Source organism: Alsobacter sp. KACC 23698 (assembly GCF_045348435.1).
Taxonomy (GTDB): Bacteria; Pseudomonadota; Alphaproteobacteria; order Rhizobiales; family Beijerinckiaceae; genus Alsobacter.
The window spans coordinates 3,668,332-3,692,844 of the sequence record NZ_CP157484.1 but is presented as its reverse complement, the minus strand read 5'-3'; the positions used below and the strand labels follow the sequence as shown (position 1 = coordinate 3,692,844).

The window sequence follows — 24,513 nt, the reverse complement described above, 5'->3', positions numbered from 1 at the left end:
CGCCTCAGGCGCCCGACCGGCCGGCGGCCTGGTAGAACGCCATGGTGCGTTCGATCCCCGCGGCCAGCGAGGTGGTCGGCAACGGGCCGAGCACCGGGGCGAGGTCATGCGCCTCGATCTGCGACGTGATCGGGACGGGCGGGCCCTCGGCGGTGAGCCGCGCGCCTGGCGCGCGCTTGCGGATCTCGGCGATGATGGCGTCCACGCTGGCGACCTCGCCGCGCAGGTTGAACACATGGGCGCCCGTGATGGGGCGCAGCAGCGCCGCCGCGAACGCGGCCGCGACGTCGTCCACGAAGATCATGTCCGTCTCGCCCGTGAACGGGATCGCGTAGGGGCGGCCCTCCACGGCGTGGCGGCAGGCGAGGGTGGCCCCGGCCGTCGAGCCGACCTCGCGGCCCGGCCCGTAGACCACCAGGGGCCTGAAGCCGACGCTCGCCACCCCATGGTCGAGCGCATAGGCCCGTCCGACGCCCTCGCAGGCGAGCTTGTAAGCGCCGTAGAGCGTGCTTGGCGCGGGATGGACGCCATCCGCGGGGCCGAACACGCCGGCGCTGCTGGCGTAGACGACGGATCGCAGGCCGAGCTTCCGCGCCGCCTCGAAGACGTTCAGCGTTCCGTTGACGTTGACGTTCGCGCCCCGGATCGGGTCGGCCTGGCAGGCCGGCGTCAGCAGCGCCGCCAGATGGGCGACGCTGGCGCAGCCCTCGGCGGCCGCGAGGACGTCCGGGCCGCTGGTGACGTCGCCCGTGCGGAACTCGATGGCGTCGGCGGCCTCGCCGACGATGGCGCGCACCAGGCGGGGATCGTCGCTGCGGTCGAAGATGCGGACCTCGCAGCCCCCCTCGACGAGGCGCTTGGCGATCCAGGCGCCGAGGAAGCCGGCTCCGCCCGTGATCAGGATCTTCATGCGTTGCTCTCCCTTGTGACCTGGACTGCTCAGGCCTGCGCCGGCGCGTCGTCCTCGCCGCAGAGGAACTCCAGGACCATCGCGACGATCAGCCTGCGATGCCGCGCGCGCACGGCGTCGTCGGCAAAGTCGATGTCGAAGATCGCCTTGAAGGTCGCCCTGTTGGTGACCCGGAACAGGCACAGCGAACTGACGAAGGCGTGCAGGTCGACCGGGCTGACGTCGTGGCGGAAGAGCCCGGCCTTCTGGCCGGCCGTCAGCACCAGATCCCAGGCCGCGATCGCCGAGACGTTCTGCTCCTTGATGCGCGGCGCCTGCTCCAAATAGCGCGCCCCGTTGATGTTCTCGATGCTGATCAGGCGCCCGACATGCGGGTTCTTCCAATGGAAGTCGAAGGAGGCCTCCACCAGCGCGGTGACCGCCTCCCGGGGCGGCAGGGTCGCGAAGCGGGCGTGATCCTCGGCCGAGCGGATGGAGCTGTAGGCGCGCTCCAGGACGGCGATGTAGAGGCCTTCCTTGCTGCCGTAGTAGTAATAGATCATCCCCTTGGTCGTGCGGGTGCGCTCCGCAATGGCGTCGACGCGCGCGCCGCTCAGCCCGTTGGCGGCGAATTCCTCCGTCGCGACGCGCAGGATGTCGGCCTGTGGCCCTTCGGCCGAACCCGGGCGCCCCGCCTCGCCGGCGCCGGCGCTGCGGGGGCGGCCCGGGCGGCGGCGGCTCGTTCGCGGGTCGATTCGGTCCAGAGTCATCGACGCGTTCTCATCCTGCCGAGGCCGTATCCGGGGCGGCTGGCGCGCCGGCTCCAGGGGACGTCGTTTGACACTGGCGCCCTAATTCACTAACTAGTCAGATAATAAGCTGCGACGCAAGACGTTGGGACGTTCCGCGGCTTCGCGCAAGCGCCCCGGCGGGCCGCGTACGGCGCCGTCGCCATCCGGAAACGCGAAATGCCGCTGTTGGGACAAGCGCTGGTGGGGATCTGGCATGGCGTTCAGCCCGGCCAGCAGGACGAGTACCAGGCCTGGCACACCCACGAGCACATGCCGGAAAGGCTGGGCGTTCCGGGCTTCCTGCGCGGCCGCCGCTTCAGCGACTGGTCGCTCGAGCCCCATCCCACCTTCACGCTCTATGAGGGCGCGCATCTCGAAACCTTCCGCTCGCCCGGCTATCTGGCGCGCCTGAACAATCCGACCGCATGGTCCAACCGCGTGCAGCCGACCATGACCTCCTTCCTGCGCGGCGGCTGCGAGGTGCTGCTGACGGTGGGGCAGGGCGTCGGCGGCGGCATGGCCACCGTCCGCCTCGCTGGCCCCGACGGCGACCGGGCCCGCTTCGAGGGCGACCTCGCGGCGGCGGCGCTGCGCCTGCGCGCGCTCCCCGGCGTGACGGCCGTCCACGTGGCCAGGCACGAGGCGGCGGCGACCGGAGGCGAGACGGCGGAGACGCGCATGCGGCCCAGCGTCCACTCCGCATCCTTCACGCATCTCGTCCTGATCGAAGGCCTCGGCCCCGCCGTCCTGGCGCGGGCCGACGCCGACGTGCGGGCGATCCTGGCCGGGGCGGGGGCGCGCGACCTCGCGTCGAACGCCTATGCGCTGGAGTTCGAACTTCTGTCCCCGATGCGGTGAGGACGGCGCGGGATTCGCGCCGCCTCCAGGAGCGTGCAAGGTGCCTTTTCAACTCAGCGGCGCGACCCGCCTCAACATCATCGTCGGAGACCCGATCGCGCAGGTGAAGTCGCCGGCCGGCGTCACGGAGGCCTTCGCGGCGCGGGGCCATGACGGGCTGCTGGCGCCCGTGCAGGTGGGAACCGAAGACCTGAAGGCCTTCCTGGACAGTTGCGACCGGCTGAAGAACCTCGACGGGATCATCGTGACCGTGCCGCACAAGTTCGGCTGCTTCGAGCATTGCCGGACGGCGACGGACAGGGCCCGATTCCTGCGCGCCTGCAACATCATGCGCCGCAATCCGGACGGCGGATGGCACGGCGAGATGGTGGACGGCGTCGGCTTCGTCGGCGCGCTTCGCCAGCAGGGTTTCGACCCGGCCGGCCGCAGCGCGCTCCTGGTCGGCGCCGGCGGCGCGGGGTCGGCGATCGCGCTGGCCCTCGTGGAGGCCGGGGTGAGCGCGCTCGCCATCCACGACGAGGACGCGTCGCGTCGCGACAGCCTGATCGGCCGCCTCGACGGCCTCGGCCGAGCCAAAGTGAGCGTGGGTTCGCCGGACCCGTCCGGCTTCGACCTGATCGCCAACGCGACCCCGGCGGGCATGCGGCCCGAGGACCCGCCTCCGGTGGATCTCGACCGGCTGACCGCCGCCATGGCGGTGGGATGCGTGATCACGGTCCCGGCGGTGTCTCCGCTGGTGGAGGCGGCGCGCCGGCTCGGCTGCAGGACCTCGACCGGGACGGACATGTACCAGGCCCTGCAGGGAGCGATGGTCGATTTCCTCCTCTTCGCCGACCCGTCCTGAGGCCGCGCCCGTGATCCGGACGCTCGACCAGATCGTCGACGGGGCGGCCTATGACTGCGTCGTGCTGGGCGCCGGGGCGGGAGGCATGGCGGCCGCGGTCTTCGCGGCGCTGGACGGCGCCCGGGTGCTGCTGGTGGAGCGGACCGCTCATCTGGGCGGGACCACGGCCCTGTCCGCCGCGTCGGCCTGGGTCCCGAACTCGCTGCATGCGGCCACGGTGGCGGCGGATGATTCCGTCGAGAACGCGTCCCGCTACCTGTCGGGCGTGGTCGGAAACCATGCGCCGCGGAGCCTGCGTGACGCCTTCCTGGAGAGCGGCCCGGCCGCGATCGCGCGGCTCGAACGCGACAGCGACGTCCATTTCCGTCCCTATGCGACGCATCCCGACTACGAGCAGCAGCATGAGGGCGCGACCCTGCGGGGGCGGGCCCTCGAGCCCCTGCCGTTCGACGGGCGCGAGCTGGGCGACGATCTCGGGCTGATCCGCCCGCCGATCCCCGAATTCACCATCCTGGGCGGCATGATGGTGGACCGCACGGACATCGGCCACCTTCTGAAGCTCGGCAAGAGCTCCGCATCCACGCTGCATGCGCTGCGGATCCTCGGCCGATACGGGCTGGATCGGCTGGCCGGCCGCCGCGGGAGCCGGCTGGTCATGGGCAACGCCCTGGTCGGGCGCATGCTGCTGACGCTCCAGAAGCGCGGCGTCGACATTCTCGTCCGGACCGAGACGCGCGAGCTGGTCGCCGGTCCGGCCGGGGTGGAGGGCGTCGTGCTCGAAAGCGGCGGCGTGGTCCGGCGCATCCAGGCGACGCGCGGCGTCGTGCTGGCCGGGGGAGGCTTCACCCGCCACCCCGCCCGCCGGGCCGAGATGCTGCCCGCGCCCGCGCCGGCCGAGAGCCCGTGCGCGCCCGGCGCGACCGGCGCCCTGCAGGATCTCGCGCTGGGTCTCGGCGCGCGGTTCGGCGAAGGCGCGCAGGACCACGCGTTCTGGGCCCCGGTCTCGATCCGCAAGCGCGCCGACGGGAGCACGGCGGTGTTCCCGCATTTCGTGATGGACCGCAGCAAGCCCGGCACGGTCTGCGTCAACCAGGCCGGCCGGCGTTTCGTCAACGAGTCCGCGTCCTACCACCTGTTCGCGAAGGCGATGTTGGAGGCGGACGGGACCGCGCCCTGCATCCCGAGCTTCATCGTGACCGACGCGGCGGGCCTGCGGAAATACGGCCTCGGCATGGTCCGCATGGGCGCCCGGACGCTCCGGCCCTTCCTGGACGACGGCTATCTGGTCGAGGGCCGAACCCTGGCCGAATTGGCCGGCAAGCTCGGGATCGACGCGGCTGCGCTCGAGACCACCGTCGCGGCCATGAACGCCGCGGCCAAGACCGGCGTGGATCCCGACTTCGGCCGCGGTTCGACCGCCTATCACCGGGTCAACGGCGACGCGGCGGCGGGGTGGCCCAACCCCACCTTGGGGCGGATCGACGCCCCGCCCTTCTACGCGGTGCGGCTCTATCCGGCCGACATCGGGGCGGCGACGGGCCTGGCGGTGGACGCCTGGGCGCAGGTGCTGAAGGGCGACGACCGGCCGATCGGGCGTCTCTACGCCTGCGGGAACGAGGCGCAGTCCGTCATGGGCGGAACCTATCCGGGCCCCGGCGTCACCATCGGCCCCGCCATCGCCTTCGCCTACCGCGCCGTCCAACACGCCCTGGGACGCACGCCGGAGTGACGGGAGGGAGGGTGGTGGGCCCGGCAGGACTCGAACCTGCAACCAGACCGTTATGAGCGGTCGGCTCTAACCATTGAGCTACAGGCCCCCGTTAGGTTTCCTAGGGTTTCATGGCGCGCGGCGCAACCCCTGCGGCGCGGCGCGACGGTCTGAGAAGGCTACTCGTCGAGCGCCGTCTCCTGGGGCCGATGCGACGGCGGTCATGAGCGGCTCCCGGTCAGGCGGACGGCTCGAGCGACCTTTCTCGTCCTGCGCCCGTGGCGTCCGCGAGGGTCGCCCCGCGCGTCGGAGCGCCGGCCGGATGGAGGCGGGGCGGCGCTTCCGGCGCGTCTCTCGTCCGGGCTCGTCCGGGAGGGGCCTTGAAGGCGCTGACGACGAAGGCCGCCCCGAACAGGATGAGCTGACCGGCGACGTTGGCGGCCAGGACCGTCATCGCGGATCGCCCGGCGACATCCAGCGCCGCGCCCAGGACCTGGGCGGCGACGAGGCCGGTCAGGAAGACCGCCAGGGTCTGGCGGCCGATCCTCTGCAAGGCCACGGCCACCACGCCGGAGAGCCTTCGGCCGCCTTCGCCGACGGCCAGGTAGGCCAGATAGGCGGTCCCGAGGAAATGCGCGTAGCGCAGGGGGCCGAGCTGCGTCTTGGAGATCCATGGGCCCAGCGCGTCGTGCGCGTCCCCGAGCGCCGGGATGGCCCCGAAGCCGGCGTAGCACGCAAACTCTCGCTGGCAGCTGAAGGGAGCGCTCGCCGCCACGGCCACCAGGGCCGCGAGCATGAGCGCGCCGCTGCGGGGCGGCGGCGGCAGCCATCCCCGGGCGAAGGCGAAGCCCGTGAAGAACACCATCTGCCAGGCGAACGGATTGAAGAACCAGGGCCGGCCCGTGGCCGCGTCCGCCGTGAGTTCGAGCAGCCCGAGCTGGGCGCCGGTCCAGAGCGCCACCGAGGCCCCGATGGCCAGGAGAGGGCTGCGGCGGGCGAGCAGCATGGCTGCGGGCGTCATCGCCAGGATGACGAGATACATCGGCAGGATGTCGAAGTAGTTCGGCACGTAGCGCAGCGTCAGCAGGCCCAGCAGGCGAGGCCCGGGCGCGTCCAGCAACGGCTGGAGCAGGAGCTCCTCCCTGACATAGTGGTCGACCCCGAGCCTTTGGTCGATCCCGACCGCCACGGCCAGGACCACCAGCACCACGCCAACATGCGCCCAGTACACCTGCCAGAGACGGTGGACGATGCGGCGCGCGCCGGCCCACCAGCCATGGCGGTCGAACACGGCCCCGAACGCGATCGCGGAGGCCATGCCCGAGCAGAACACGAACATGTCCGCGGCGTCGCTGAAGCCGAAGCGCGCCGGAATCCAGTTGGTCCACGGATTCCACGGGATGTGCGCGATCAGGATGATGCACATGCCGAGGCCGCGGAAGAAATCGAGGCGAGGGTCGCGCGCGCGTCGGGCGGCTTCAGATCCGGTCGACATAGTCCTGGGCTTCGACGGTGCAGGCGATCAGGGTGAAGCCGGGGCGCGAGGCGGCGTCGTCGAGGGCGGCCCGAAGGGCGCCGCGATCGGCGCACAGCGCCGCGTGGCCGCCGAAGGCGCGGGCGATCGCGACGTAATCGGTCTCGCCCAGCCTCACGCCGGTCCGCGCCAGCCCGGCTGCGGACTGTTTCAACTCGATGAGGCCGAGACTGCGGTCCTGCAGGACGACGACGGTCACCGGGAGGCCGGCGTCCCTCAGCGTCCCGAGTTCGCCCAGGCTCATCTCGAGCCCGCCATCGCCCAGCACGGCGATCACGCGGCGGCCGGGCTGCTCCAAGGCCGCGCCGATCGCCAGCGGCAGGGCGCTTCCCATCGTGCACCAGCCGGCGGACTGCAGCAGCGCGAGGGGGCGGGAGGCCTTCCACATCTGGCTGAGGAGGATGCGGTGCGCGCCGCTGTCCACCGTCACGATCGCGTCCGCGGCTTCGGCCGCCTGCATCAGGATCTCGACGACCGCGTGCGGGCCCCAGGCGGCGGGACCGGCGAAGGCCTCGTCCAGGCGCCTTCGGGCCGCCTCCGGCTCGCCCGCCGGCCAGCCGTCGCCGGGGCTCGCGCCCTCCGCGAGGGCGGCGACCAGCGCCGCGGGATCGCCCTCGATCCACATGCCGGCCGCATGCATGGCGTGGTCCTGGCCTGTTCCCAGCGCGACGGCCTGCTCCGGGTCCATGAACGCGTCGAGCCAGCCCGGGCGCATTTCGATCGGGTCATAGCCGAGCAGGATGACGAGGTCCGCGCGCTTCACGACGTCCAGCAGGATGCGGTCGGCCAGCGGAGACAGCCCGGCGGCGCCGAGGCTGCAGGCCAGCCTATCGTCGACCAGCCCCTTCGCCTTGTAGGTGGTGACCACGGGGATCGGCCGTTGGGAAAGCAGGGCGGCCAGAGGGGCGGCGGCGCCCCCGCGGGCGGCCTCGTAGCCGGCCACGATCAGCGGCCGACGGGACGCCTGCAGGCGCGCGCGCAGGCCGGCGATGCGGGGATCGGAGGGATCGATCCTGGGCTGGAGCGCCCGCGGTTCGGGCCAGGGGAGGGGAGCGGCCGGCGCCGGCGTCTCGGCGACGGCGGGCGACAGGTCACAATGAACGGGACCACAGGGAGGCGCCAGCGCGAGGCGGAGCGCCCGGGCCAGGACGGGCTCGGCGTTCTCGGCCTCGATCTCGAACGACGCCTTGACGAGCGGGCGCAGCAGCGCCGCATGGTCGACGACCTGGTGGGTGTAGCGGCCCCGGATCGCGCGATCGACCACGCCCGAGATGACGAGCAGCGGCGCGCGCTCCTGCCAGGCGTCGGCGACGCCGTTGATGGCGTTCGCCAGTCCGGGCCCCAGCGTGGTCACGAGCACGCCGGGCGCGCCGCCCGCTGCGCTCGCGCCTGCGGCCATGATGGCCGCCGCCGTCTCGTGACGGGCCAGCACGAAGCGCACGCCCGCCCGCTCCAGGGCGTCGATGAAGGCGATGACCTCGCCGCCCGGCATGCCGAACGCGTGGCGGACGCCCGCGGCGCGCAGCCCTGCGGCCAGCCGGTCGGCGACGCGGTCGGGCGCAGATCCGGCCGTCACGCGACTCTCCGACGCTGCGCGGCCTCGGCGCGCGCCAGGCGGTCGGCGGCGAACCGGGCGAAGCGATCTTCGCGCCGCAGGCCGGACCGGCAGGCCAGAACCGTATCGTAGCCGGAGCGGTCTCCCCGGTCGGCGGCCGCCAAGGCCAGGATGCGCAGAAACACGTCTCGCTGGGCGTGGCTGCCGCCCAGAAGATGCAAGCGGCTCGCCACCGCCCGCGCCGCGCCGCCTCGATCCAGGCCGAGGATGACCCGCGCCACGTCGATCCCGGCGCGCTGCGCGACAACCGCCTGGTCCCCGCGGGGTTCGGCCTCCAGCGCCTGGACCAGCGCGAGCGCTTCCCCCCGCGCGCCGGCGCCGACCAAGGCGAGCAGATGGTGCAGGGACGCGAACACCAGCGTCACGTCCTGCGACCGCCGTCGCGCGATCATCGCCAACTCCGCCCAGCGGTCGCCGACCGCCACGCCTTCCTGCTCCAGCCTCCAGAGCAGGGAGGCGGCGTTGGCGACGTCGCGGAAGTCGTCGGTCGGGGTCGGCCGCACCTCCTCGTCATAGAGGGCGAGCACCCGGTCCAGCCGCCCCCGCTCGAGCTCGAACAAAGCGAGATGCCAGGACAGGTGGAAGCGGAAATTGTGGCAGCGGGACCAGCGCGGCCTGGACTGCTCCAGCCAGGCGACGCCTTCGGCGGTGCGCATCTGCGTCTCATGCACGTGCGAGACGGCGTGCATCGCCCAGGCGTCGTCCGGCTCCAGTTCGGCGGCCCGCAGGCCGATCCGCTCGGCGTCGGCGAGTTGGCCGGCTTCCTCCAGCCCGAAGGCGTGGCAGCCCAGCACGAAGCCGGCGCCGGGCCGCTCGTCCGTCCAGGAGGGCAGGACCCGCTGCGTCGTCGCCAGCATGCCGCCGAGGTCGCCCGCCATGAAGCGCAGCGCATTCGAGGCCTTCACCAGCAGAAACGCCGTCGGGCGGTCCTGAAGCGCCCTGTCGAGGATGTCGGCGGCCGCGAGCAGCCGGCCCTCGACGGCGTAGCCGAGCGCCGCGACGAGCGCCTTCTCGTCGTCGCTGGCGTCGGTTCGACGCTGCGCCAGCGCGTTGGCCTGCGCGTGGTCGCGGCGGGCGGCCTGCATGCATTCCGAGCGCGCCAGGAAGACGGAGGCGAGTCCGCGCAAGGCGTGGGCCGAGATCAGGTCCGGGTCGTTCGCCAGGGCCTCGGCGATCGCCTCGGCCGCGCCGGGCCGGTGGCGAGCGAGGCAGGAGACGGCCTGATCGAAAGCCGCGACGGCGGTTCGGGATGCCGTCGCGTGCCGGCCGCCATAGTGGTCGACGATCATGGGCGAAGTCCTCCCGCAACGCACAGCGCGCCCGCCGCAGAAGGGGAGCGCCGCGAACCTGCGTCGGCCACCCACATCGCCGTGAAGCGACGACACTTTCGCGTGAACTGCGCCAAGCTTTCGGCGACGCTCGCGTCGATGCTACTCTGCCGCGGCTTGGTCGGAGATGAGCCATGCGCCTTCTGATCTGCGCCGTCCTGCTGGCCGGCGCGCTGACGCCCGGGGCCGCCGGCGCATGCGACGCCCAGACCCCCTGCCAGACCGCGACGGGCGAGTATCTCGCACGCACGCCCCCGGGCTGGGATGGGCGCTCCCCCATGCCGGTCGTCGTCTTCTTCCACGGCTATGCGGGTTCGGCCCAAAGCGTGATGGAGGACCGCGATCTGGAGAGGGCGGTCGGCGACCTGGGCGCCCTCCTGGTGGCGCCGCAGGGGCGGGTCGAGAACGGCGCCGCGCGCTCGTGGTCGTTCCCGTCCAAGACCTTCGAGGGCCGCGACGACTTCGCCTTCGTGGCCGACGCGATGCGCGACGTCGAGCGACGCTGGCCGGTCGACCACGGCCGCGTGCTGGCCTCCGGCTTCTCGGTCGGCGGGTCCATGGTGTGGTACCTCGCCTGCCTGGCCCCGCAGCCCTTCACGGCTTTCGCTCCCGTGGCGGGCGCCTTCTGGGCGCCTGAGCCCGAGACCTGCCCCGGCGGGCCCGTCTCCCTGCGGCACGTGCACGGGACGGCCGACCAGACGGTGCCGATGTCCGGGCGCAGCCTGAGGGGCGGCGACCGGCGCCAGGGCGACGTCCTGAAGGGCGTCGCGGCCTGGCGGCGGATCGATGGCTGCGCCGCCGAGCCGGATCGCACGACGACCGAGGGGCGCCTCGCGTGCCGGACGTGGTCCGCCGACCGGTGCGCCAGCGGCCGGGAGCTGAACCTGTGCCTGCATTCCGGCGAGCACGAGATCGAGGCGGGCTGGATCGTGGACGCGTTTCATTGGATGGAGGGCCTTCCTGCACGGGCCAAGGGCTCCGCGGCGCGCTGAGGCGAGCGGGACGGGACCGCGATGCGGTCCTCGTCAGGCGCGCCGGCCCGCCTTGAGCTCGAACACCAGGGCCGCCACGAAGCCGAAGACGACGTGGCCCACATAGCTCATGAAGGACAGGCCGCCGCCCCAGGCGACGAGCAGGAACGGCAGCCCGGCCAGCGGGGCCATGACGCCCAGGGCGTTGAACCAGGTGAACGAGCCCCAGCTCAGGCAGTCCGCCACGAGGCCGTTGGGATTGATGAGGCGCGTGGCCGTCACCGCGCTGACCACGACCCAGAACAGGGCGACGCCTGCTGTGAGTTGTCCCGTGAAGGCCAGCATCGCCGAATACGCCGTGAAGATCGCCCAGACGCCGATGTCGAGCGTCACGGCCCAGTTCCTCAGGAATCGGGACACGACGTAATAGAGGATGGGATAGCCGAAGATCCCGATCGCGTAGTGGGCGGCCTCGGCCGGCAAACGTCCCAGCTCGTACCCGGTCCAGGTCCGGACCAGCGAGATGACCAGTTCGGCGGGTTCGAGGGGGCCGCCCAGGACCCAGGCCGTGATCAACCGGGCCCAGACCTCCCAGGCCATGAGGCCCAGGAACCCGCCGACGAAAAGCCAGGCGAGGGTGCGACGGTCGGGAATGACCGAGGCGGGGCCGTGCCGCAGGGTTGTGTCCATGGTCATGGGACGTCCTCCAATGCGCCGGGCGCGAGCGAATGCGCCGACATGCCAGAGGAGACCATCGGACGGCGGCCGCCGCCAATGCCGAGCGGCCATGGAGACCAAAGCCTCCAGCTATGGCGCGGGCGAGCCATCGTGTCCGGGACGGTGGGTTGCTCGTCGAACCGGCGACGAGGCGAAAACGGATCGATCCGGGATCGGATCAACTGCGGATCGCTCCCTTGTGACCGCCAAGGCCCTGCCGGAGAAGGCTTTCCGGTCGACGGCGGTCCGCCGCAGGAGCCATGATCCGATCATTCGTCCGCCTGCCGCTTCGAGAGGGGGCCTCTGTGGAGATGCACCAGATCCGCTACTTCCTCGCGGTCTGCGAAGAGTTGAACTTCACGCGGGCTGCGGAGCGCTGCCATGTGGCCCAGCCCTCCCTCACGCGCGCCGTGAAGCTTCTGGAGGAAGAGCTCGGCGGGCCGCTCTTTCATCGCGAGCGGGCCAACACGCACCTGTCGGAACTCGGCCGCATGGTGCGGCCGCATCTGGAGGAGGTCTACGAACGCGCCCAGCAGGCCAAGCGCGAGGCGCTGGACTTCACCAAGCTGAAGCGGACGACGCTGCGCATCGGCATCATGTGCACGATCGCGCCCGACCAGCTGGTGGACTTGCTGAGGGCCGTCCAGGCCCGTCACCCCGGCGTCGAGCTGCACATCGTGGACGCCGCCGCTCCCCAGCTCGAGGAACGGCTGGTGCAGGGCGACCTGGAGGTGGCGATCTATTGCCGGCCGAACCGCGATGGCGACGAGCGACTTCACCGGATCCCGCTGTTTCGCGAACAGATGATGATCGCGGTGGCTCCGCAGCATCGGCTGGCCGGGCAGAACATGGTGCGCGCGCGGGACCTTGACGGGGAGCGCTACGTCAACCGGGTCAATTGCGAGTTCACGGGCGTCGCCGGCCCGATCTGGCGGGAGCACGGCGCGACCTGCAGCCTCGTCTACAGGAGCGAGCGGGACGACTGGGTGCTCGCCATGGTGGCTGCCGGCCTGGGCTTCGGCTTCTTGCCGGAATCCGGCGTCACCCATCCGGGCGTCGTGGCGAGGCCGCTGATCGACCCGGAGTTCTGGCGCGAGGTTAACCTGGTCACGGTGCGCGGACGCCCGCATTCCCCCGCCGTGGGCGCCTTCGTGCGCGAGGCGATGCGCGCCCGCTGGCCAGGATCGCTGCAGCATTCCGAAGCCGGGCTGAAGCCGGACGCGGCGTGAACCGCGGGGCCGCGCGGCTGCGGCGCGCCCGGCGCGCCGGTTTCGATCCAGAGCCGGCGGCCTGCCGGGCCGGACGGGGCGCCTTCCGGGCGGAGCCGTTGCGGTTGCGTCCCTTGCCGGGGGAAGCCGCGATTGCTAGATAGGCCGCAATCCAGTCCCACTCGGCGCAGAACGGAAGGGCGGCCATGGCCTCCTATCAGTACGTCTATCACATGCAGGGCCTCTCCAAGACCTATCCGGGCGGGAAGAAGGTCCTCGATAACGTCCACCTGTCGTTCTACCCCACCGCCAAGATCGGCGTTCTGGGCGTCAACGGGTCCGGAAAGTCGACGCTCCTGCGCATCATGGCGGGCATCGACAAGGAGTTCGTGGGCGACGGCTGGGTGCAGGAGGGCGCGCGCGTCGGCTACCTCGCCCAGGAGCCGCAGCTCGATCCGGCCAAATCGGTGCGCGAGAACGTCATGGACGGCGTCGCGCCCCAGAAGGCCGTGCTCGACCGCTACAACGAGCTCGCCATGAACTACTCGGACGAGACCGCGGACGAGATGATGGCCCTGCAGGACGAGATCGAGGCCAAGGGCCTGTGGGATCTCGATTCCAAGGTCGACCAGGCCATGGACGCCCTGCGCTGCCCGCCCGACGACGCGGACGTCTCCAAGCTCTCCGGCGGCGAGCGCCGCCGCGTGGCGCTGTGCCAGCTCCTGCTGTCGCAGCCCGAGCTGCTGCTGCTCGACGAGCCGACCAACCATCTCGACGCGGAGTCCATCGCCTGGCTGGAAGGCCATCTGCGCGAGTATCCGGGCGCGATCCTGATCGTCACCCATGACCGCTACTTCCTGGACAACGTCACCGGCTGGATCCTGGAGCTCGATCGCGGCCGCGGCATCCCGTACGAGGGCAACTACTCGTCCTGGCTGAAGCAGAAGCAGAAGCGCCTGCAGCAGGAGGGCCGCGAGGACGAAGCGCGCCAGCGCGCTCTGGAGCGCGAGAGCGAGTGGATCCAGGCCTCGCCGAAGGCGCGGCAGACCAAGTCCAAGGCCCGCATCCAGCGCTACGAGGACCTCGTCGCCAAGCAGTCGGACAGGGCGCCGACGACCGCGCAGATCATCATCCCGGTGGCCGAGCGGCTGGGCAACAACGTCATCGACTTCCAGGACCTGTCCAAGGGCTATGGCGACCGCCTGCTCATCGACGGCCTGACCTTCAAGCTGCCGCCCGGCGGCATCGTCGGCATCATCGGGCCGAACGGCGCGGGCAAGACCACGCTGTTTCGCATGATCACCGGCCAGGAGAAGCCCGACGCGGGCTCCATCACGATCGGCGAGAGCGTCAAGCTCGGCTATGTCGACCAGTCGCGCGACGCGCTGGACGACAAGAAGACCGTCTGGGAGGAGGTCTCGGGCGGCAATGACGTGATCTATCTGGGCAAGCGGGAGTTCAACTCCCGCGCCTATTGCGCGGCGTTCAACTTCAAGGGCGGCGACCAGCAGAAGAAGGTCGGCATGCTGTCGGGCGGCGAGCGCAACCGCGTGCATCTGGCCAAGATGCTGAAGAGCGGCGCCAACCTGCTGCTGCTCGACGAGCCGACCAACGACCTCGACGTCGACACGCTGCGGGCGCTGGAGGAGGCGCTGGAGGATTTCGCCGGATGCGCCGTGGTGATCAGCCACGATCGCTTCTTCCTCGACCGCATCGCCACCCACATCCTGGCCTTCGAGGGCGAGAGCCATGTGGAGTGGTTCGAGGGCAACTTCCAGGACTACGAGGAGGACAAGAAGCGCCGCCTCGGCATCGACAGCACGATCCCGCACCGGATCAAGTACAAGAAGTTCTCGCGCTAAGGCGCGGGAGCGCTTCGTCCGGGATCGCGTCGCTCAGGCCGCGCGGTCCAACTCGGCCAGACGGGAGGCGACGCGCGACAGTCGCGTGACCTGGTCGTTGTAGTCGCTGAAGCTGCCCAGCTCCGCGCGCAGCTCGTCGAAGCGGGTGCGCGCCACCTCCAGCACGCCGCGCAGCTCCAGCTCCAGCCGCTGGCTGGAGCCGCGGGCGACGCGAACGGTCTGCGACGTGTCGTGCACCTGGCGCCCGACGGCGTCCACCGCCGACTGGATGAGCGAGATGGCTTCGCCGCCGGAGCGCTCCATGCCGTGGGCGGCCTTCTCCAGCGCGATCTTGGTGTCGGTGGAGAGCTTGCGGATCTCGTTGGCGACGACCGCGAAGCCGCGTCCGGCGTCGCCCGCCCGCGCCGCCTCGATCGTGGCGTTGAGCGAGAGCAGCGCCGTCTGGTCGGCGATGCCCTTGATGACGTTGAGCACCGTCTCGATGCCCCGGCCCACCTCGGTGAGCTTGCCGAGCTCGGCGTCGAGCTGCGCGCGCGACCTTTCGTAGACCCCCAGCGCCGAGGTGGTGTCGGTGAGCTTGGCCTCCACGCTGGCGATGTCGTTGGAGAGGTCTCCGACCTTCTGGCTGACGAGGTTGATCTGCTCCACCAGCCGCGCGCCGGCCTCCAGCTCATGCTTGAGCATGTCGATGAGCCGGCGGCGCGCCTGGCCGAGATAGTCGGCGTGAGCGACCCGGCGGTGCAGGAAATAGCTGGAGAAGCGGGCGTAGTGCACCGGCAGGTCGTCCACGTAGCGGTCGCGGAACGGCGTTCCGGCCGGGACGTGGAAGAACATGACGGCGCACAGGGTCTCGTTGATGTTGATGCCCAGCAGCTCGCCGAAGGTGGAGAACCCCGCCGTCGGAACGCCGTCGAAGAGGCGGATGCGCGCCAGGTCCGGCCCGTTGTTCAGCCGCCGGCAGATGCAGTCCGACAGGATGGCGCCGACCGGCCGCGGCTTGTCGCGCATGAACTCCGCATAGGCCAAGGCCGTGGAGTCGGCGATGTCCTCGCCCTCCAGCAGCCACAGCCGATCGCCTCGCCCGATGTCGCAGAAGAAGGCGATCGCGCCCTTCTCCAGGTCGATATTGGCGATGGAGCGCACATACATTTCGCCGTCGAGCTCGATGCCGAGCGTGCGCTTGCGCATCTTGGCCGCGAGCTCCGTCCGCGAGCATTTCAGCACCTTGCAGAGCGCGTCGATGATCGACGCCGGCTCCAGGTGATCCTCTCCGGCGACGAAGGACACGGTGCGCTTGGGCAGGTCGGACTCCAGCACCAGGAAGCTGGTGTTGGTGCGCCGGAAATTGTGCGTCTTCAGCACGCCGAAGCGGTATTGCGGCGCCACTTTCAGAAAGGCCAGGATGGCGACGTTCTGCACGGCGCGGCGGCCGTCATAGAGCCAGGTGTTCTTGAAATCGAAGGCGCCGCCGGCCGACCCGCCGGCGAACAGGCAGGGGAAGCGGCCGCTCTGGTAGATCGCCTCCATCAGGAAGCTTTCGCTGGCCGACAAGCCGTCGACCAGGGTCAGGGCCAGCGTGTCCTGCATGTTGATGGTGAAGCGGGGCGTAATCTGCTCCACCTCGCGGCGGATCAGCGCGACGCGCTCCGCCTCGGTGTGCCTGACCGCGCCCGCGCGGATGTCGCCGCAGTGGAGGTCGACGACCGCGATGGACACGTCGGCGATCATCGCCCGGGAGAAGGTCTGAAGGACGACGGTGTCCCACGGCGCGTCGGCCGGGAGATAGAGCGAGGCGTCGGGCGAGCTGCACAGCTCGCCCGCCGTCGAGACGCCCAGCAGCGTGGTCGTGGCGGGCGCGAGACGGCGCAGGGCGTCCATCGCGGCCGCGAAGTCGCCATGCGGGGTGACGAAGGCCAGCGCCAGCGCGGCCGGTTCGCCGTTCATGAAGAACGCGTCAGGCCTGAGCGTCGCAAGCTCCCGGATCCTGAGGACGTGGGTGGCGATGTGGATGGGGGCCGGCCGGGGCTCCTCGCGCGCTGCGTCCGGCTGGACGAGCGCCGCCGGCGGGGCGGGCGGGACCTGTGGCGAGAAGTGCTGGAAGAGGCGGGCGAGCATGGCGCATCCGGTTGTGTCGGTTGCACAAGGTGGCGCCAGAACCTGAAGATTTGATTGATAATTGTTAAATCACAGCCCGCGGCCTGTGATGGGCCCAGCCCGCTTTGACTTCCCCCCGCCGCCCGGGCTATCTGGCTGAGGAAACGCAAGCGAGGATCATCGTGTCCGTTTCCGGCGACGACCTGCATCACGACCAGCCCGCCATGCGCATCGTGGCCTCCGCCGAAGACGCAGTGGATGCGCTCGAGCGGCTCTATGACGCCGCGACGGCGGCCCTTCGCGGGGCGTTGGAGCGGTATCTGGCCCACGGGACGCCGCCCAGCGCCGAGGAGCGGCGCGCGTTCCGCTATCCGGCCCTGTCGCTGGTCTATGAACCGGACGGCGTGCCGGCGACCAACCGTCGGGCCTTCGCCAAGTTTCCGGCGCCCGGCGTCTACACGACGACGATCACCCAGCCGAAGGCGTTCAGGACCTATCTGCTGGAGCAGCTTCGGCCCCTGGTGAACGAGTTCGGGGCCGTGATCTCGGTCGGCCCGGGCGACCAGGAGATCCCCTACCCGTATGTGTTCGAGCGCGGCGACGAGCTGGGGCGCGGAGGCGTGACGGCGGCCGAGCTGGCGCGCTTCTTCCCGACCCCGCTGCTGTCGGCGGTGGGCGACGAGATCGCCGACGGTGACTTCGTCATCCGCGAGGGGGAGCCCCGGCCGCTGTCGTTGTTCGACGCGGTGCGGGTCGACTACTCGCTGCGGCGGCTTGTGCATTACACGGGGTCGGACTGGCGCTCGATCCAGCCCTGGATCCTGCTCACCAATTATCACCGCTATGTGGATCAGTTCGTCCGCTGGGGCGTGGAGAAGCTGGCGCAGGGCGCGGGGCCGCATGACGCGCTGGCGCTGCCCGGCGGCGGCGTGATCCGGCCCGGCATGCCGTCGGCGGAGGTCGACGCCCTGGTGGCGGACGCGCCCTGGCACCGGTTCCAGATGCCGGCCTACCACCTCACCGCGCCCGGCGGCATGGGGGTGACGCTGGTCAATATCGGGGTGGGCCCGTCCAACGCCAAGAACATCACGGACCACCTGGCGGTGCTGCGGCCTCACGCCTGGCTGATGGTGGGCCATTGCGGCGGGCTGCGGCAGAGCCAGGTGATCGGCGACTACGTGCTTGCGCACGGCTATCTGCGCCAGGACCGCATCCTCGACGCGCTGGTGCCGACGGACGTGCCGATCCCGGCGCTCGCGGAGGTGCAGGTCGCCCTGCAGGAGGCCGCCGCCCAGGTGACCGGGGATCGCGGCGAGGCGCTGAAGCGGCGCCTGCGGACCGGCACGGTCGTGACCAACGACGACCGGAACTGGGAGTTGCGCTGGACGCAGGAGCGACGGCGCATCAACCTGTCGCGGGCCATCGCGGTCGACATGGAGAGCGGCACGATCGCCGCGCAGGGCTTTCGGCTGAGGGTGCCGTACGGGACGCTGCTGTGCGTCTCCGACAAGCCGCTGCACGGGGAGATCAAGCTGCCGGGCGCCGCCAACGCCTTCTATGAGCGCGCCATCGGAGAGCACCTCAATATCGGAATCGCGGCGCTCGACATGCTCAAGAGCCAGCGCGAGCAGCTGCATTCGCGCAAGCTGCGCAGCTTCGACGAGCCGCCCTTCCGGTGAGCCGCGTCAGAGCAGCCGGCGGGCCTCGGGACTGAAGGGCGGGACCTCTCCCCGCCGCACCAGGGCGTCCAGGATGACGGCGGCCCCGATCCTGTCCGAGACCGCGCCCGGGTCCCAGCCGTCGGGCCCATAGGCGCCGGAGACGTAGTGCTGGCATCCGCACCACAGATGCGGCGCGAAGACGCCGTGCTGGCGGGATCCGAAGCCGCCCAGCGCCTCCAGGCGGTGCAGGATGCGCGAGAGCGACCAGTCGGGCGCCGGGGCGGCGAAGCCCAGCAGCTTGAGGGCGTCGACGGCGGATTCCTCCCACGTGAAGGGAGGCTGGCCCGCCAGCGGGCGGCCGCGAGGGGCGGTGACGGTCCGTCCCGTCAGGGGATCGCCATTGTGGAGATGCAGGTCGAGGTGCGACCCGTTCTGCAGCTCGGCCACAAGGGCCACGGCGTGCCACGGCGCCCCGCCGAGCTGCGCGCCGACCCGCTCGGCCGGCTCGCGCGATCGCAGCACCCTGTCGGTCGCCTCCTGGATGGCGGCGTGACGGCCGGGAGCAGGGACCAGGGACGAGAAGAGGGCCCGGTACTCCGCGCGGAGCTCCTGGAAATCGGTGGTCCTTGCCGGGGCCGACGGGCTCTGCGGCCGCTCCGAGGCGCTTTCCGCCGGAGAAGCCGCCCCCGCGCCCGCCGCCTCCTCGTCGCGCCCCGCCGCCAGCGCGGCTCGCGTCTCGGGGCCGGCCTCCCCGTCGACGATGAGGCCCTTGCTGGCCTGGAAGGCCGCCACGGTGGCCTCGGTGCGCCGGCCGAACAGGCCGTCGATCGGCCCGGGGTCGAAACCGGCGGCCATCAGGGCGAGCTGGATCTCGCGCACATCCGGGGAGGGCTGCGGGAAGGGCTCGACGCGCAGGACGGCGCCATGCTGGCGCGTCGCGTCGCGGCTGGCGTAGGCCACGGTGGGCAGCAGCACGCCGGCGTCCCAGCGGCGCCGCCCCATGGCGTCGCCGAGGATCACGCCGCGACGCTGCCCCGCCGCCTCGATGGTGCGCCCGTCGCCGCGCGAGATGGCCACGTGTCCGAACTCGGGCGGCCCCTCGGGACTGAACCGGAGCAGGATCGCCCCGGGCGTGCGGATCGCCTCGTCGACGCCGACCATGACGCCGCGATCCTGGGCGTCGTGCCGCCAGGCGCCCGGACTGGCCGTGCCCGGAGCGCCGGAGGGGTCGCAGCCGAAGACGAGGCCATAGGCCTGGTACGCGCTCCAGCTCGCCAGGTCGGCCGAGGTCCACCGGTTCGCCGGGACCGGCGATCGGTAGTTCACATGCGAGCCGGGGATGTGGTCGTCGCCGATCAGGCGCTCTGCGACGAGAAGGATGTCCATTCCATTCATGGCGGACCTCACGAAATCAATGCTGAAAACCGTTTCGGCGCTCGACGTGAGCGCCTAAAAGCAACAATGCCGACCCCCAATTCCATCATAAATCGGGGCAACGTACAATGCTTGGTTGCGGCCCCACAGAACTCACGTGAACGGACGAATGACCTCTCTGACCATTGAAGAGTTGACGCGCGACTTTCCGCGTTTTTCCACCGCAGTTGTCGTCGCAGAGGGCCTGTCGATCCCAGCCGAGCGTCCCCCTGCGCTCGCGGCCGAGATCGCCGAGCGCGAGGAGGCCTGCCGCGCGCGGTGGGGCGGGACGGAGCTGTCCGCCATCCCGGGCGTCGCCGCCTGGCGGTCCGCCTACCGGGCCTTCGGGATCAAAAAGACGAGCTATCGCTGCTCGGTCGAGCGGCTCGTGAAGAACGTGCTGGCGGGGCGCGAACTGCCGCGGATCAACGGCTTCGTGGACGCCTACAACGCCGTGTCGCTCGCGCATGTGCTGTGCGTGGGCGCCGACGACCTGGACAGGATCGCGCCGCCGCTGGCGTTCCGGTTCTCCCGCCCGGGCGACACCTTCATGGACATGGCGACCGAGCCCGGGGAGGACCCGAACGATCCGCCCAAACCGGGCGAGGTCGTCTACGCCGACGCCCGCCACGTGCTCTGCCGGCGCTGGAACTGGCGCCAGGACGCGCGCAGCATCATCACGCCCGACACCCAACGGGCGATCGTGACGCTGCAATCGAACGGCGAGGGAGCGGCGAGGGCCGCCGCCGAGGATCTGGCGGCCTGGCTGGGACGCATCTGCGGCGCAACCTGCCGGATCGCCGTGGCGGACGCGGCGCACCCCACGGTGGAGCTCTAGTCCGGCGGGATCCTGCTCCCGATGCGACGCGGCTTTACGTCCGGGCGACGTCGAGGCTTGCCAGGACCGTGATGCCGATATAAACATATCTTTATGTCAAAAGCGTTCTTGCCTCCGCCCCAGGACCCGCTCGTCAGCCTGCAGGATCTCGTGGGGTCGCTGCGGGCGGCCGGAGAAGACACCCGCCTGCGGGTGCTGGCCCTGTTGGCGGAAGGCGAGCTCAACGTCTCGGACCTCACCGACATCCTGGCACAGTCGCAGCCGCGCATCTCGCGCCATCTCAAGCTGATGGCCGAAGCCGGCCTGATCGAACGCCACCGGGAGGGCGCGTGGGCGTTCTTCCGCATCGCGGAGCGTACGCCCGCCGGCGCCCTGGCGCGGCTGCTCGCGGCCCGGCTCGACCCCGCGGATCCGGTGGCGGCGGCCGACAAGGCGCGTCTCGCCGCCGTGCGGGCGGCGCGCTCGGACGCCGCGCAGGCCTATTTCAACCGGCACGCCGTCGAGTGGGACAGGATCCGCTCGCTGCACGTCTCGGACGACCAGGTCGAGACGGCGGTGCTGGACGCGGTCGGGCCGCGCCCGATCCGGGCGCTGCTGGACCTGGGCACCGGCACGGGCCGGATGCTGACCCTTCTGGCGCCCCGGGCGCAGCGGGTCGTGGGCGTCGACAGCAACCACGCCATGCTGGCGGTGGCCCGCGCCAATCTGGAGCGCGCGGGCGTGCGCGGCGCGGTCCTGCGGCAGGGCGACATCTACGCCCCGCCGGTGGAGCGCGACGCCTTCGACCTCATCGTGGTCCACCAGGTGCTGCACTTCCTGGAGGATCCCGCCCGGGCGCTGCGCGAGGCGGCGGCGCTGCTGGCGCCCGGCGGCCGCATCATCGTGGTCGACTTCGCCCCGCATGGGCTGGAGTTCCTGCGTGAGGCGCACGCCCACCGGCGGCTCGGCTTCGCGCGCGACCAGATCGAGGCGTGGCTCGACGAAGCCGGGCTCGACGCCGTGTCGCATCGCGCTCTCGCCGGGCCGGGCGACGCGTCCGACCGCCTCACGGTGTCGCTCTGGGTGGGGCGCGACCGCCGCGTCGTCACCGACATGCCGTCACGCTCCAGCCAGGAGGTCGCCTGATGTCGCGCGCTCCCGTCCGCGTCAGCCGCCGCTGCGGCAAGCGTCCCATCCGGGTGTCGTTCGAGTTCTTCCCGCCGAAGACCGACGACGCCGAGGCCGCCTTGTGGGACTCGATCCACCGGCTCGCCCCGCTCGGGCCCGACTTCGTCTCCGTCACCTATGGGGCGGGCGGCACGACGCGGGAGCGGACGCAGTCGACCGTCACCCGCCTGGTTCGCGAGACCGCGCTGCTGCCGGCGGCGCATCTGACCTGCGTGGGCGCGAGCCGGGCCGAGGTCGACGCGGTCGTGCGCGACTACGCGGCCGCCGGCGTGCGGCACATCGTGGCGCTGCGGGGCGACCCGCCGGGCGGCGTGGGCGCGCATTACGCGGCCCATCCGGAGGGCTACCAGAGCACGGCCGAACTCGTGCGCGGGGTGCGCGAGGCTGGCGATTTCGAGGTGTTCGTCTCCGCCTATCCCGAGCGTCACCCGGAGAGCCCGTCCCTGCAGCACGACCTCGACGTGCTGCAGGCCAAGGTCGACGCGGGCGCGACGCGCGCCATCACGCAGTTCTTCTTCGACAACGACGTCTATTTCCGCTTCCTGGACAAGGTCCGGTCGCGCGGGATCGACATCCCGATCGTGCCCGGCATCGTGCCGGTGCAGAATTTCCGCCAGACCGCCGGCTTTGCGGCGCGCTGTGGGGCGAGCGTGCCGGCCTGGCTCGCGGACCGCTTCGAGGGGCTCGACGACGATCCCGCGACCCGCCGGCTGATCGCCGCCGCGGTGGCGGCCGAACAGGTCATCGATCTTCTCGACCGAGGGGTGCGGGACTTCCACTTCTACACGATGAACCGCGCCGACCTCGTCTACGCCATCTGCCACCTCCTCGGCATGCGGCCCCAGGCCGAGGCGGACCACGCCGGCGACGAGCCGCTGCCGATGGCGGCCCAATAGGCGACGAACGAAAGGCGCGGAGGGTGGACCTCCGCGCCTTTTTTCATGCTTCGACCAGGCCGTTCGTCAGAACGAGCCGGGGCCGCGGTTCTGGCGGAAGCGCTCGTAGACGTCGCGATCGCCGGAGCGCTCGGCCGCCAGGAAGGCGCGAAACGCGGCGATCTCGTCGGCCAGCTTCTGGCGATCCGCCTCCATGCGGGCCCACTCCTCGCGGACATGGGCGTCGAAGGCGGCGTTGCCGGTGGGAGCGGGCGCGCCGCCCGCCAGGCCTGCGGCCGAGAACGAGCCGAACAGGCTCTCGAAGCCGCGCTGGAGGCGCTCGAAGCCGGTCTGCAGCGCCTGGCCGAGGTCCTGCGGGACCGGCTGGCGGTCGTTCCACAGCTTCCAGGCGAGCACGCCGAAGCCCAGCGGCCAGTAGATCGCGAAGGCGATGACGAGCACGACGATATCGACGGGCTTCCAGCGCCAGCCGAAGCCGCCATTGGTCTGGTCAGGAATGGGATTCACGTTGGGCCTCCTCGCGGGCGAGATGGTCCGGGGGAACGGATCCGGACGAGCGCCGCAGATGGTGATCGATTGAGGCGCTCGCAAGGCGCGAAGAAAGCCGCACCATTGGCCCCGCGTTCAGGCGGAGGGCGGGGCCGGGCGAGAGCGGATTAGGTCCCGCAATGTCGTGATGGTGGAGGCGTCGGCCACCCCGTCGACCAGGTCCTGGCGGAAATGGCGCTGGAAGGCGGCGACCACCGCCTCGGTCCGGGCGTCGTAGACGCCCGTCACCTCCAGCCCGTAGCCATACATCCCGAACATGGCCTGCAGGGCCTGGATGGGCTGGCCTTCCTCGCCGGGCCCGAAGGAGCGGCCGTCGCCCAGGGGAGCGGGCTTCGTCCAATGGCCCAGGCCGGCGCGGTGGAGCCGCTCCCAGGGAAACTTCTCGCCCGGATCGAGCTTGCGGCCGGGCGCGACGTCCGAATGGGCCAGCACGCGGTCGGCCGGCATGCGCCAGCGCGCGACGATGTCGAGCCCCAGGGCCGTGACCGCCTCGATCTGGGCGTCCGGGAAGTCCGGATAGCCCCCGTCATGGCCGGGATTGACGAGCTCCACGCCGATGGAGGCGGAGTTCAGGTCGGTCTCGCCCGCCCATGAGGAGACGCCCGCGTGCCAGGCCCGGGCCGCCTCGGGGACCATCTGCAGAATGCGGCCATCCTCCAGCGCCACATAGTGGCAGGACACCTCCGCCAGCGGATCGGCGAGCCGCTGCAGGGCGGAGGCGGCGTCGCGCATGCCGGTGTAGTGCAGCAGCAGCATGTCCGGGCGCCGCCCGTCGCGGCGCTCGCCGGAGTTCGGTGAGGGAACGACCTTCTGGGCGAGGGGGCTATCGGGGACGAGCAGGGCCATCAGCGCAGTCCGCGCTCGAGCCGGATGGCGTCCCACGCCTCGTTGATGGCGGCGAGGCGCTGGGTGGCGATGCCGACGGCCTCGGCCGGAAGGCCGAGCGCGATCTGGCGATCGGGATGGTTCTCGGCCACCAGCTTGCGGCGCCAGGCCTGCAGCTCCTCGTCCGACCAGCCGCGCTCGGCGCCCAGGATCACGTAAGGGTCCGTCGGCACGCGGACGTGGCGGGCCTCAATGCGGGCGTAGTCGCGCGCGTCAAAGCCGAAGATGCGCGCCACCTCGGCCAGATAGCGGCGCTCCGCCTCATGGATCGCCCGGTCGGCCTTGGCGATGTGGAAGAGGCCGTCCAGCACGTCTTCCAGGAGCTCGGGCTTGCCGCGGAAATGCTCCGCCACCTGGCCCGCATAGGCTTCGAAGCCGGCTGAGGTCTGCTTGGCGAGGTCGAACAGGCGGGTGACGTGGGCGACTTCGGCGTCCGGGACCGACACGACCTGTCGGAAGGCCGCGATCTCGTCATTCGTGACGACCCCGTCGGCCTTGGCCATCTTGGCGGAGAGCGCGATCAGGCCCGTGGTGAACACGATCTCGGCGTCGCCGCCGAACAGGCCGTGCTCGGAATCCACCACCACATGCCCCGCCAGGGCGCCGATGAGCGCCCCGATCGGCCCGCCGATGGCGAAGCCGAGGCCCGCGCCGCCAAGCTTGCCCCACATCTTCGCATCTCCTC

The 24,513-nt window shown here is 71.2% G+C and carries 21 protein-coding genes and 1 tRNA gene; 10 read left to right on the top strand and 12 right to left on the bottom strand.

What is annotated here, in order from left to right; translation table 11 throughout:
• Positions 1-4: 4 nt before the first annotated feature.
• Both ABEG18_RS17595 and ABEG18_RS17590 read right to left on the bottom strand, forming a co-directional pair.
• Positions 5-910 carry an NAD-dependent epimerase/dehydratase family protein gene (locus tag ABEG18_RS17595; protein ID WP_406854345.1) on the bottom strand — a complete coding sequence of 302 codons (906 nt, stop codon included), beginning with the start codon at positions 908-910 and terminating at the stop codon, positions 5-7.
• 29 nt (positions 911-939) lie between these two features.
• A complete protein-coding gene (locus ABEG18_RS17590) occupies positions 940-1,659 on the bottom strand; it encodes a TetR family transcriptional regulator (protein ID WP_406854344.1) in 720 nt (239 codons plus the stop codon).
• 198 nt (positions 1,660-1,857) lie between these two features.
• On the opposite strand from ABEG18_RS17590, the gene ABEG18_RS17585 reads away from it, so the two are divergent.
• Genes ABEG18_RS17585 through ABEG18_RS17575 form a run of 3 tightly spaced genes read left to right on the top strand, consistent with a single transcriptional unit; the run spans position 1,858 to position 5,111 of the window.
• A complete protein-coding gene (locus ABEG18_RS17585; protein WP_406854343.1) occupies positions 1,858-2,538 on the top strand; it encodes a hypothetical protein in 681 nt (226 codons plus the stop codon).
• Between the two features lie 40 nt (positions 2,539-2,578).
• Entirely contained in the window at positions 2,579-3,382 is an 804-nt protein-coding gene (locus ABEG18_RS17580) for a shikimate dehydrogenase family protein (RefSeq protein WP_406854342.1), read from the top strand.
• Between the two features lie 10 nt (positions 3,383-3,392).
• Positions 3,393-5,111, top strand: coding sequence for an FAD-dependent oxidoreductase (locus ABEG18_RS17575; RefSeq protein WP_406854341.1), 1,719 nt, complete (start codon positions 3,393-3,395; stop codon positions 5,109-5,111).
• A gap of 12 nt (positions 5,112-5,123) precedes the next feature.
• On the opposite strand, the gene ABEG18_RS17570 is transcribed toward ABEG18_RS17575, so the two are convergent.
• The 4 genes from ABEG18_RS17570 to ABEG18_RS17555 form a co-directional block, all read right to left on the bottom strand.
• Positions 5,124-5,199: transfer RNA gene (locus tag ABEG18_RS17570), tRNA-Ile, on the bottom strand.
• Between the two features lie 129 nt (positions 5,200-5,328).
• Entirely contained in the window at positions 5,329-6,585 is a 1,257-nt protein-coding gene (locus ABEG18_RS17565; RefSeq protein WP_406854340.1) for an OpgC family protein, read from the bottom strand.
• Positions 6,569-8,200, bottom strand: a complete 1,632-nt coding sequence (locus ABEG18_RS17560; RefSeq protein WP_406854339.1) for a thiamine pyrophosphate-binding protein — start codon at positions 8,198-8,200, stop codon at positions 6,569-6,571. Before ABEG18_RS17560 ends, ABEG18_RS17565 begins: the two co-directional genes overlap by 17 nt.
• A complete protein-coding gene (locus ABEG18_RS17555) occupies positions 8,197-9,528 on the bottom strand; it encodes a tetratricopeptide repeat protein (RefSeq protein WP_406854338.1) in 1,332 nt (443 codons plus the stop codon). Before ABEG18_RS17555 ends, ABEG18_RS17560 begins: the two co-directional genes overlap by 4 nt.
• Positions 9,529-9,701: 173 nt before the next feature.
• Between ABEG18_RS17555 and ABEG18_RS17550 the strand changes: the two genes are divergently transcribed.
• Positions 9,702-10,559: an alpha/beta hydrolase family esterase gene (locus tag ABEG18_RS17550; protein WP_406854337.1), complete on the top strand. Its 858-nt coding sequence runs from the start codon at positions 9,702-9,704 to the stop codon at positions 10,557-10,559.
• Positions 10,560-10,592: 33 nt separating this feature from the next.
• On the opposite strand, the gene ABEG18_RS17545 is transcribed toward ABEG18_RS17550, so the two are convergent.
• Positions 10,593-11,234 carry a hypothetical protein gene (locus tag ABEG18_RS17545; RefSeq protein ID WP_406854336.1) on the bottom strand — a complete coding sequence of 214 codons (642 nt, stop codon included), beginning with the start codon at positions 11,232-11,234 and terminating at the stop codon, positions 10,593-10,595.
• Positions 11,235-11,515: 281 nt separating this feature from the next.
• Here ABEG18_RS17545 and ABEG18_RS17540 point away from each other — a divergent pair, with 281 nt between their 5' ends.
• Both ABEG18_RS17540 and ettA read left to right on the top strand, forming a co-directional pair.
• A complete protein-coding gene (locus ABEG18_RS17540; RefSeq protein ID WP_406854335.1) occupies positions 11,516-12,484 on the top strand; it encodes a LysR family transcriptional regulator in 969 nt (322 codons plus the stop codon).
• A 185-nt stretch (positions 12,485-12,669) separates the two neighbouring features.
• Positions 12,670-14,325: an energy-dependent translational throttle protein EttA gene (gene ettA / locus ABEG18_RS17535; protein WP_406854334.1), complete on the top strand. Its 1,656-nt coding sequence runs from the start codon at positions 12,670-12,672 to the stop codon at positions 14,323-14,325.
• A 33-nt stretch (positions 14,326-14,358) separates the two neighbouring features.
• On the opposite strand, the gene ABEG18_RS17530 is transcribed toward ettA, so the two are convergent.
• Positions 14,359-16,440 carry an FIST N-terminal domain-containing protein gene (locus ABEG18_RS17530; RefSeq protein ID WP_406854333.1) on the bottom strand — a complete coding sequence of 694 codons (2,082 nt, stop codon included), beginning with the start codon at positions 16,438-16,440 and terminating at the stop codon, positions 14,359-14,361.
• A gap of 203 nt (positions 16,441-16,643) precedes the next feature.
• On the opposite strand from ABEG18_RS17530, the gene ABEG18_RS17525 reads away from it, so the two are divergent.
• Positions 16,644-18,098 (top strand): AMP nucleosidase, encoded by a 1,455-nt coding sequence (locus tag ABEG18_RS17525; protein WP_406858635.1) that lies wholly within the window; start codon positions 16,644-16,646, stop codon positions 18,096-18,098.
• Positions 18,099-18,104: 6 nt separating this feature from the next.
• On the opposite strand, the gene ABEG18_RS17520 is transcribed toward ABEG18_RS17525, so the two are convergent.
• Positions 18,105-19,466, bottom strand: a complete 1,362-nt coding sequence (locus tag ABEG18_RS17520; RefSeq protein ID WP_406854332.1) for a peptidoglycan-binding protein — start codon at positions 19,464-19,466, stop codon at positions 18,105-18,107.
• Between the two features lie 157 nt (positions 19,467-19,623).
• On the opposite strand from ABEG18_RS17520, the gene ABEG18_RS17515 reads away from it, so the two are divergent.
• From ABEG18_RS17515 to metF, 3 genes are all read left to right on the top strand, one after another.
• Positions 19,624-20,331, top strand: coding sequence for a B3/4 domain-containing protein (locus ABEG18_RS17515; protein ID WP_406854331.1), 708 nt, complete (start codon positions 19,624-19,626; stop codon positions 20,329-20,331).
• A 93-nt stretch (positions 20,332-20,424) separates the two neighbouring features.
• Entirely contained in the window at positions 20,425-21,456 is a 1,032-nt protein-coding gene (locus tag ABEG18_RS17510) for an ArsR/SmtB family transcription factor (RefSeq protein WP_406854330.1), read from the top strand.
• Positions 21,456-22,394 carry a methylenetetrahydrofolate reductase [NAD(P)H] gene (gene metF, locus ABEG18_RS17505; protein ID WP_406854329.1) on the top strand — a complete coding sequence of 313 codons (939 nt, stop codon included), beginning with the start codon at positions 21,456-21,458 and terminating at the stop codon, positions 22,392-22,394. Before ABEG18_RS17510 ends, metF begins: the two co-directional genes overlap by 1 nt.
• A 66-nt stretch (positions 22,395-22,460) precedes the next feature.
• Here the strand turns inward: metF and ABEG18_RS17500 are convergent, their stop codons facing one another.
• The 3 genes from ABEG18_RS17500 to ABEG18_RS17490 all read right to left on the bottom strand — a co-directional run bounded on the left by ABEG18_RS17500 (position 22,461) and on the right by ABEG18_RS17490 (position 24,499).
• A complete protein-coding gene (locus ABEG18_RS17500) occupies positions 22,461-22,901 on the bottom strand; it encodes a DUF2852 domain-containing protein (protein ID WP_406854328.1) in 441 nt (146 codons plus the stop codon).
• 117 nt (positions 22,902-23,018) lie between these two features.
• A complete protein-coding gene (locus ABEG18_RS17495; RefSeq protein ID WP_406854327.1) occupies positions 23,019-23,789 on the bottom strand; it encodes an N-acetylmuramoyl-L-alanine amidase in 771 nt (256 codons plus the stop codon).
• Positions 23,789-24,499 carry a TerB family tellurite resistance protein gene (locus ABEG18_RS17490; protein ID WP_406854326.1) on the bottom strand — a complete coding sequence of 237 codons (711 nt, stop codon included), beginning with the start codon at positions 24,497-24,499 and terminating at the stop codon, positions 23,789-23,791. Before ABEG18_RS17490 ends, ABEG18_RS17495 begins: the two co-directional genes overlap by 1 nt.
• Positions 24,500-24,513 lie beyond the last annotated feature (14 nt).

What these genes read in the sequence shown, in the direction of transcription:
- ABEG18_RS17595 (WP_406854345.1), bottom strand. Translation starts at nt 910, where the DNA reads ATGAAGATCCTGATCACGGGCGGAGCCGGCTTCCTCGGCGCCTGGATC.
- ABEG18_RS17590 (WP_406854344.1), bottom strand. Translation starts at nt 1,659, where the DNA reads ATGACTCTGGACCGAATCGACCCGCGAACGAGCCGCCGCCGCCCGGGC.
- ABEG18_RS17585 (WP_406854343.1), top strand. Translation starts at nt 1,858, where the DNA reads ATGCCGCTGTTGGGACAAGCGCTGGTGGGGATCTGGCATGGCGTTCAG.
- ABEG18_RS17565 (WP_406854340.1), bottom strand. Translation starts at nt 6,585, where the DNA reads ATGTCGACCGGATCTGAAGCCGCCCGACGCGCGCGCGACCCTCGCCTC.
- ABEG18_RS17555 (WP_406854338.1), bottom strand. Translation starts at nt 9,528, where the DNA reads ATGATCGTCGACCACTATGGCGGCCGGCACGCGACGGCATCCCGAACC.
- ABEG18_RS17550 (WP_406854337.1), top strand. Translation starts at nt 9,702, where the DNA reads ATGCGCCTTCTGATCTGCGCCGTCCTGCTGGCCGGCGCGCTGACGCCC.
- ABEG18_RS17545 (WP_406854336.1), bottom strand. Translation starts at nt 11,234, where the DNA reads ATGACCATGGACACAACCCTGCGGCACGGCCCCGCCTCGGTCATTCCC.
- ABEG18_RS17540 (WP_406854335.1), top strand. Translation starts at nt 11,516, where the DNA reads ATGATCCGATCATTCGTCCGCCTGCCGCTTCGAGAGGGGGCCTCTGTG.
- ettA (WP_406854334.1), top strand. Translation starts at nt 12,670, where the DNA reads ATGGCCTCCTATCAGTACGTCTATCACATGCAGGGCCTCTCCAAGACC.
- ABEG18_RS17530 (WP_406854333.1), bottom strand. Translation starts at nt 16,440, where the DNA reads ATGCTCGCCCGCCTCTTCCAGCACTTCTCGCCACAGGTCCCGCCCGCC.
- ABEG18_RS17525 (WP_406858635.1), top strand. Translation starts at nt 16,644, where the DNA reads ATGCGCATCGTGGCCTCCGCCGAAGACGCAGTGGATGCGCTCGAGCGG.
- ABEG18_RS17520 (WP_406854332.1), bottom strand. Translation starts at nt 19,466, where the DNA reads ATGGACATCCTTCTCGTCGCAGAGCGCCTGATCGGCGACGACCACATC.
- ABEG18_RS17515 (WP_406854331.1), top strand. Translation starts at nt 19,624, where the DNA reads ATGACCTCTCTGACCATTGAAGAGTTGACGCGCGACTTTCCGCGTTTT.
- ABEG18_RS17510 (WP_406854330.1), top strand. Translation starts at nt 20,425, where the DNA reads ATGTCAAAAGCGTTCTTGCCTCCGCCCCAGGACCCGCTCGTCAGCCTG.
- metF (WP_406854329.1), top strand. Translation starts at nt 21,456, where the DNA reads ATGTCGCGCGCTCCCGTCCGCGTCAGCCGCCGCTGCGGCAAGCGTCCC.
- ABEG18_RS17495 (WP_406854327.1), bottom strand. Translation starts at nt 23,789, where the DNA reads ATGGCCCTGCTCGTCCCCGATAGCCCCCTCGCCCAGAAGGTCGTTCCC.
- ABEG18_RS17490 (WP_406854326.1), bottom strand. Translation starts at nt 24,499, where the DNA reads ATGTGGGGCAAGCTTGGCGGCGCGGGCCTCGGCTTCGCCATCGGCGGG.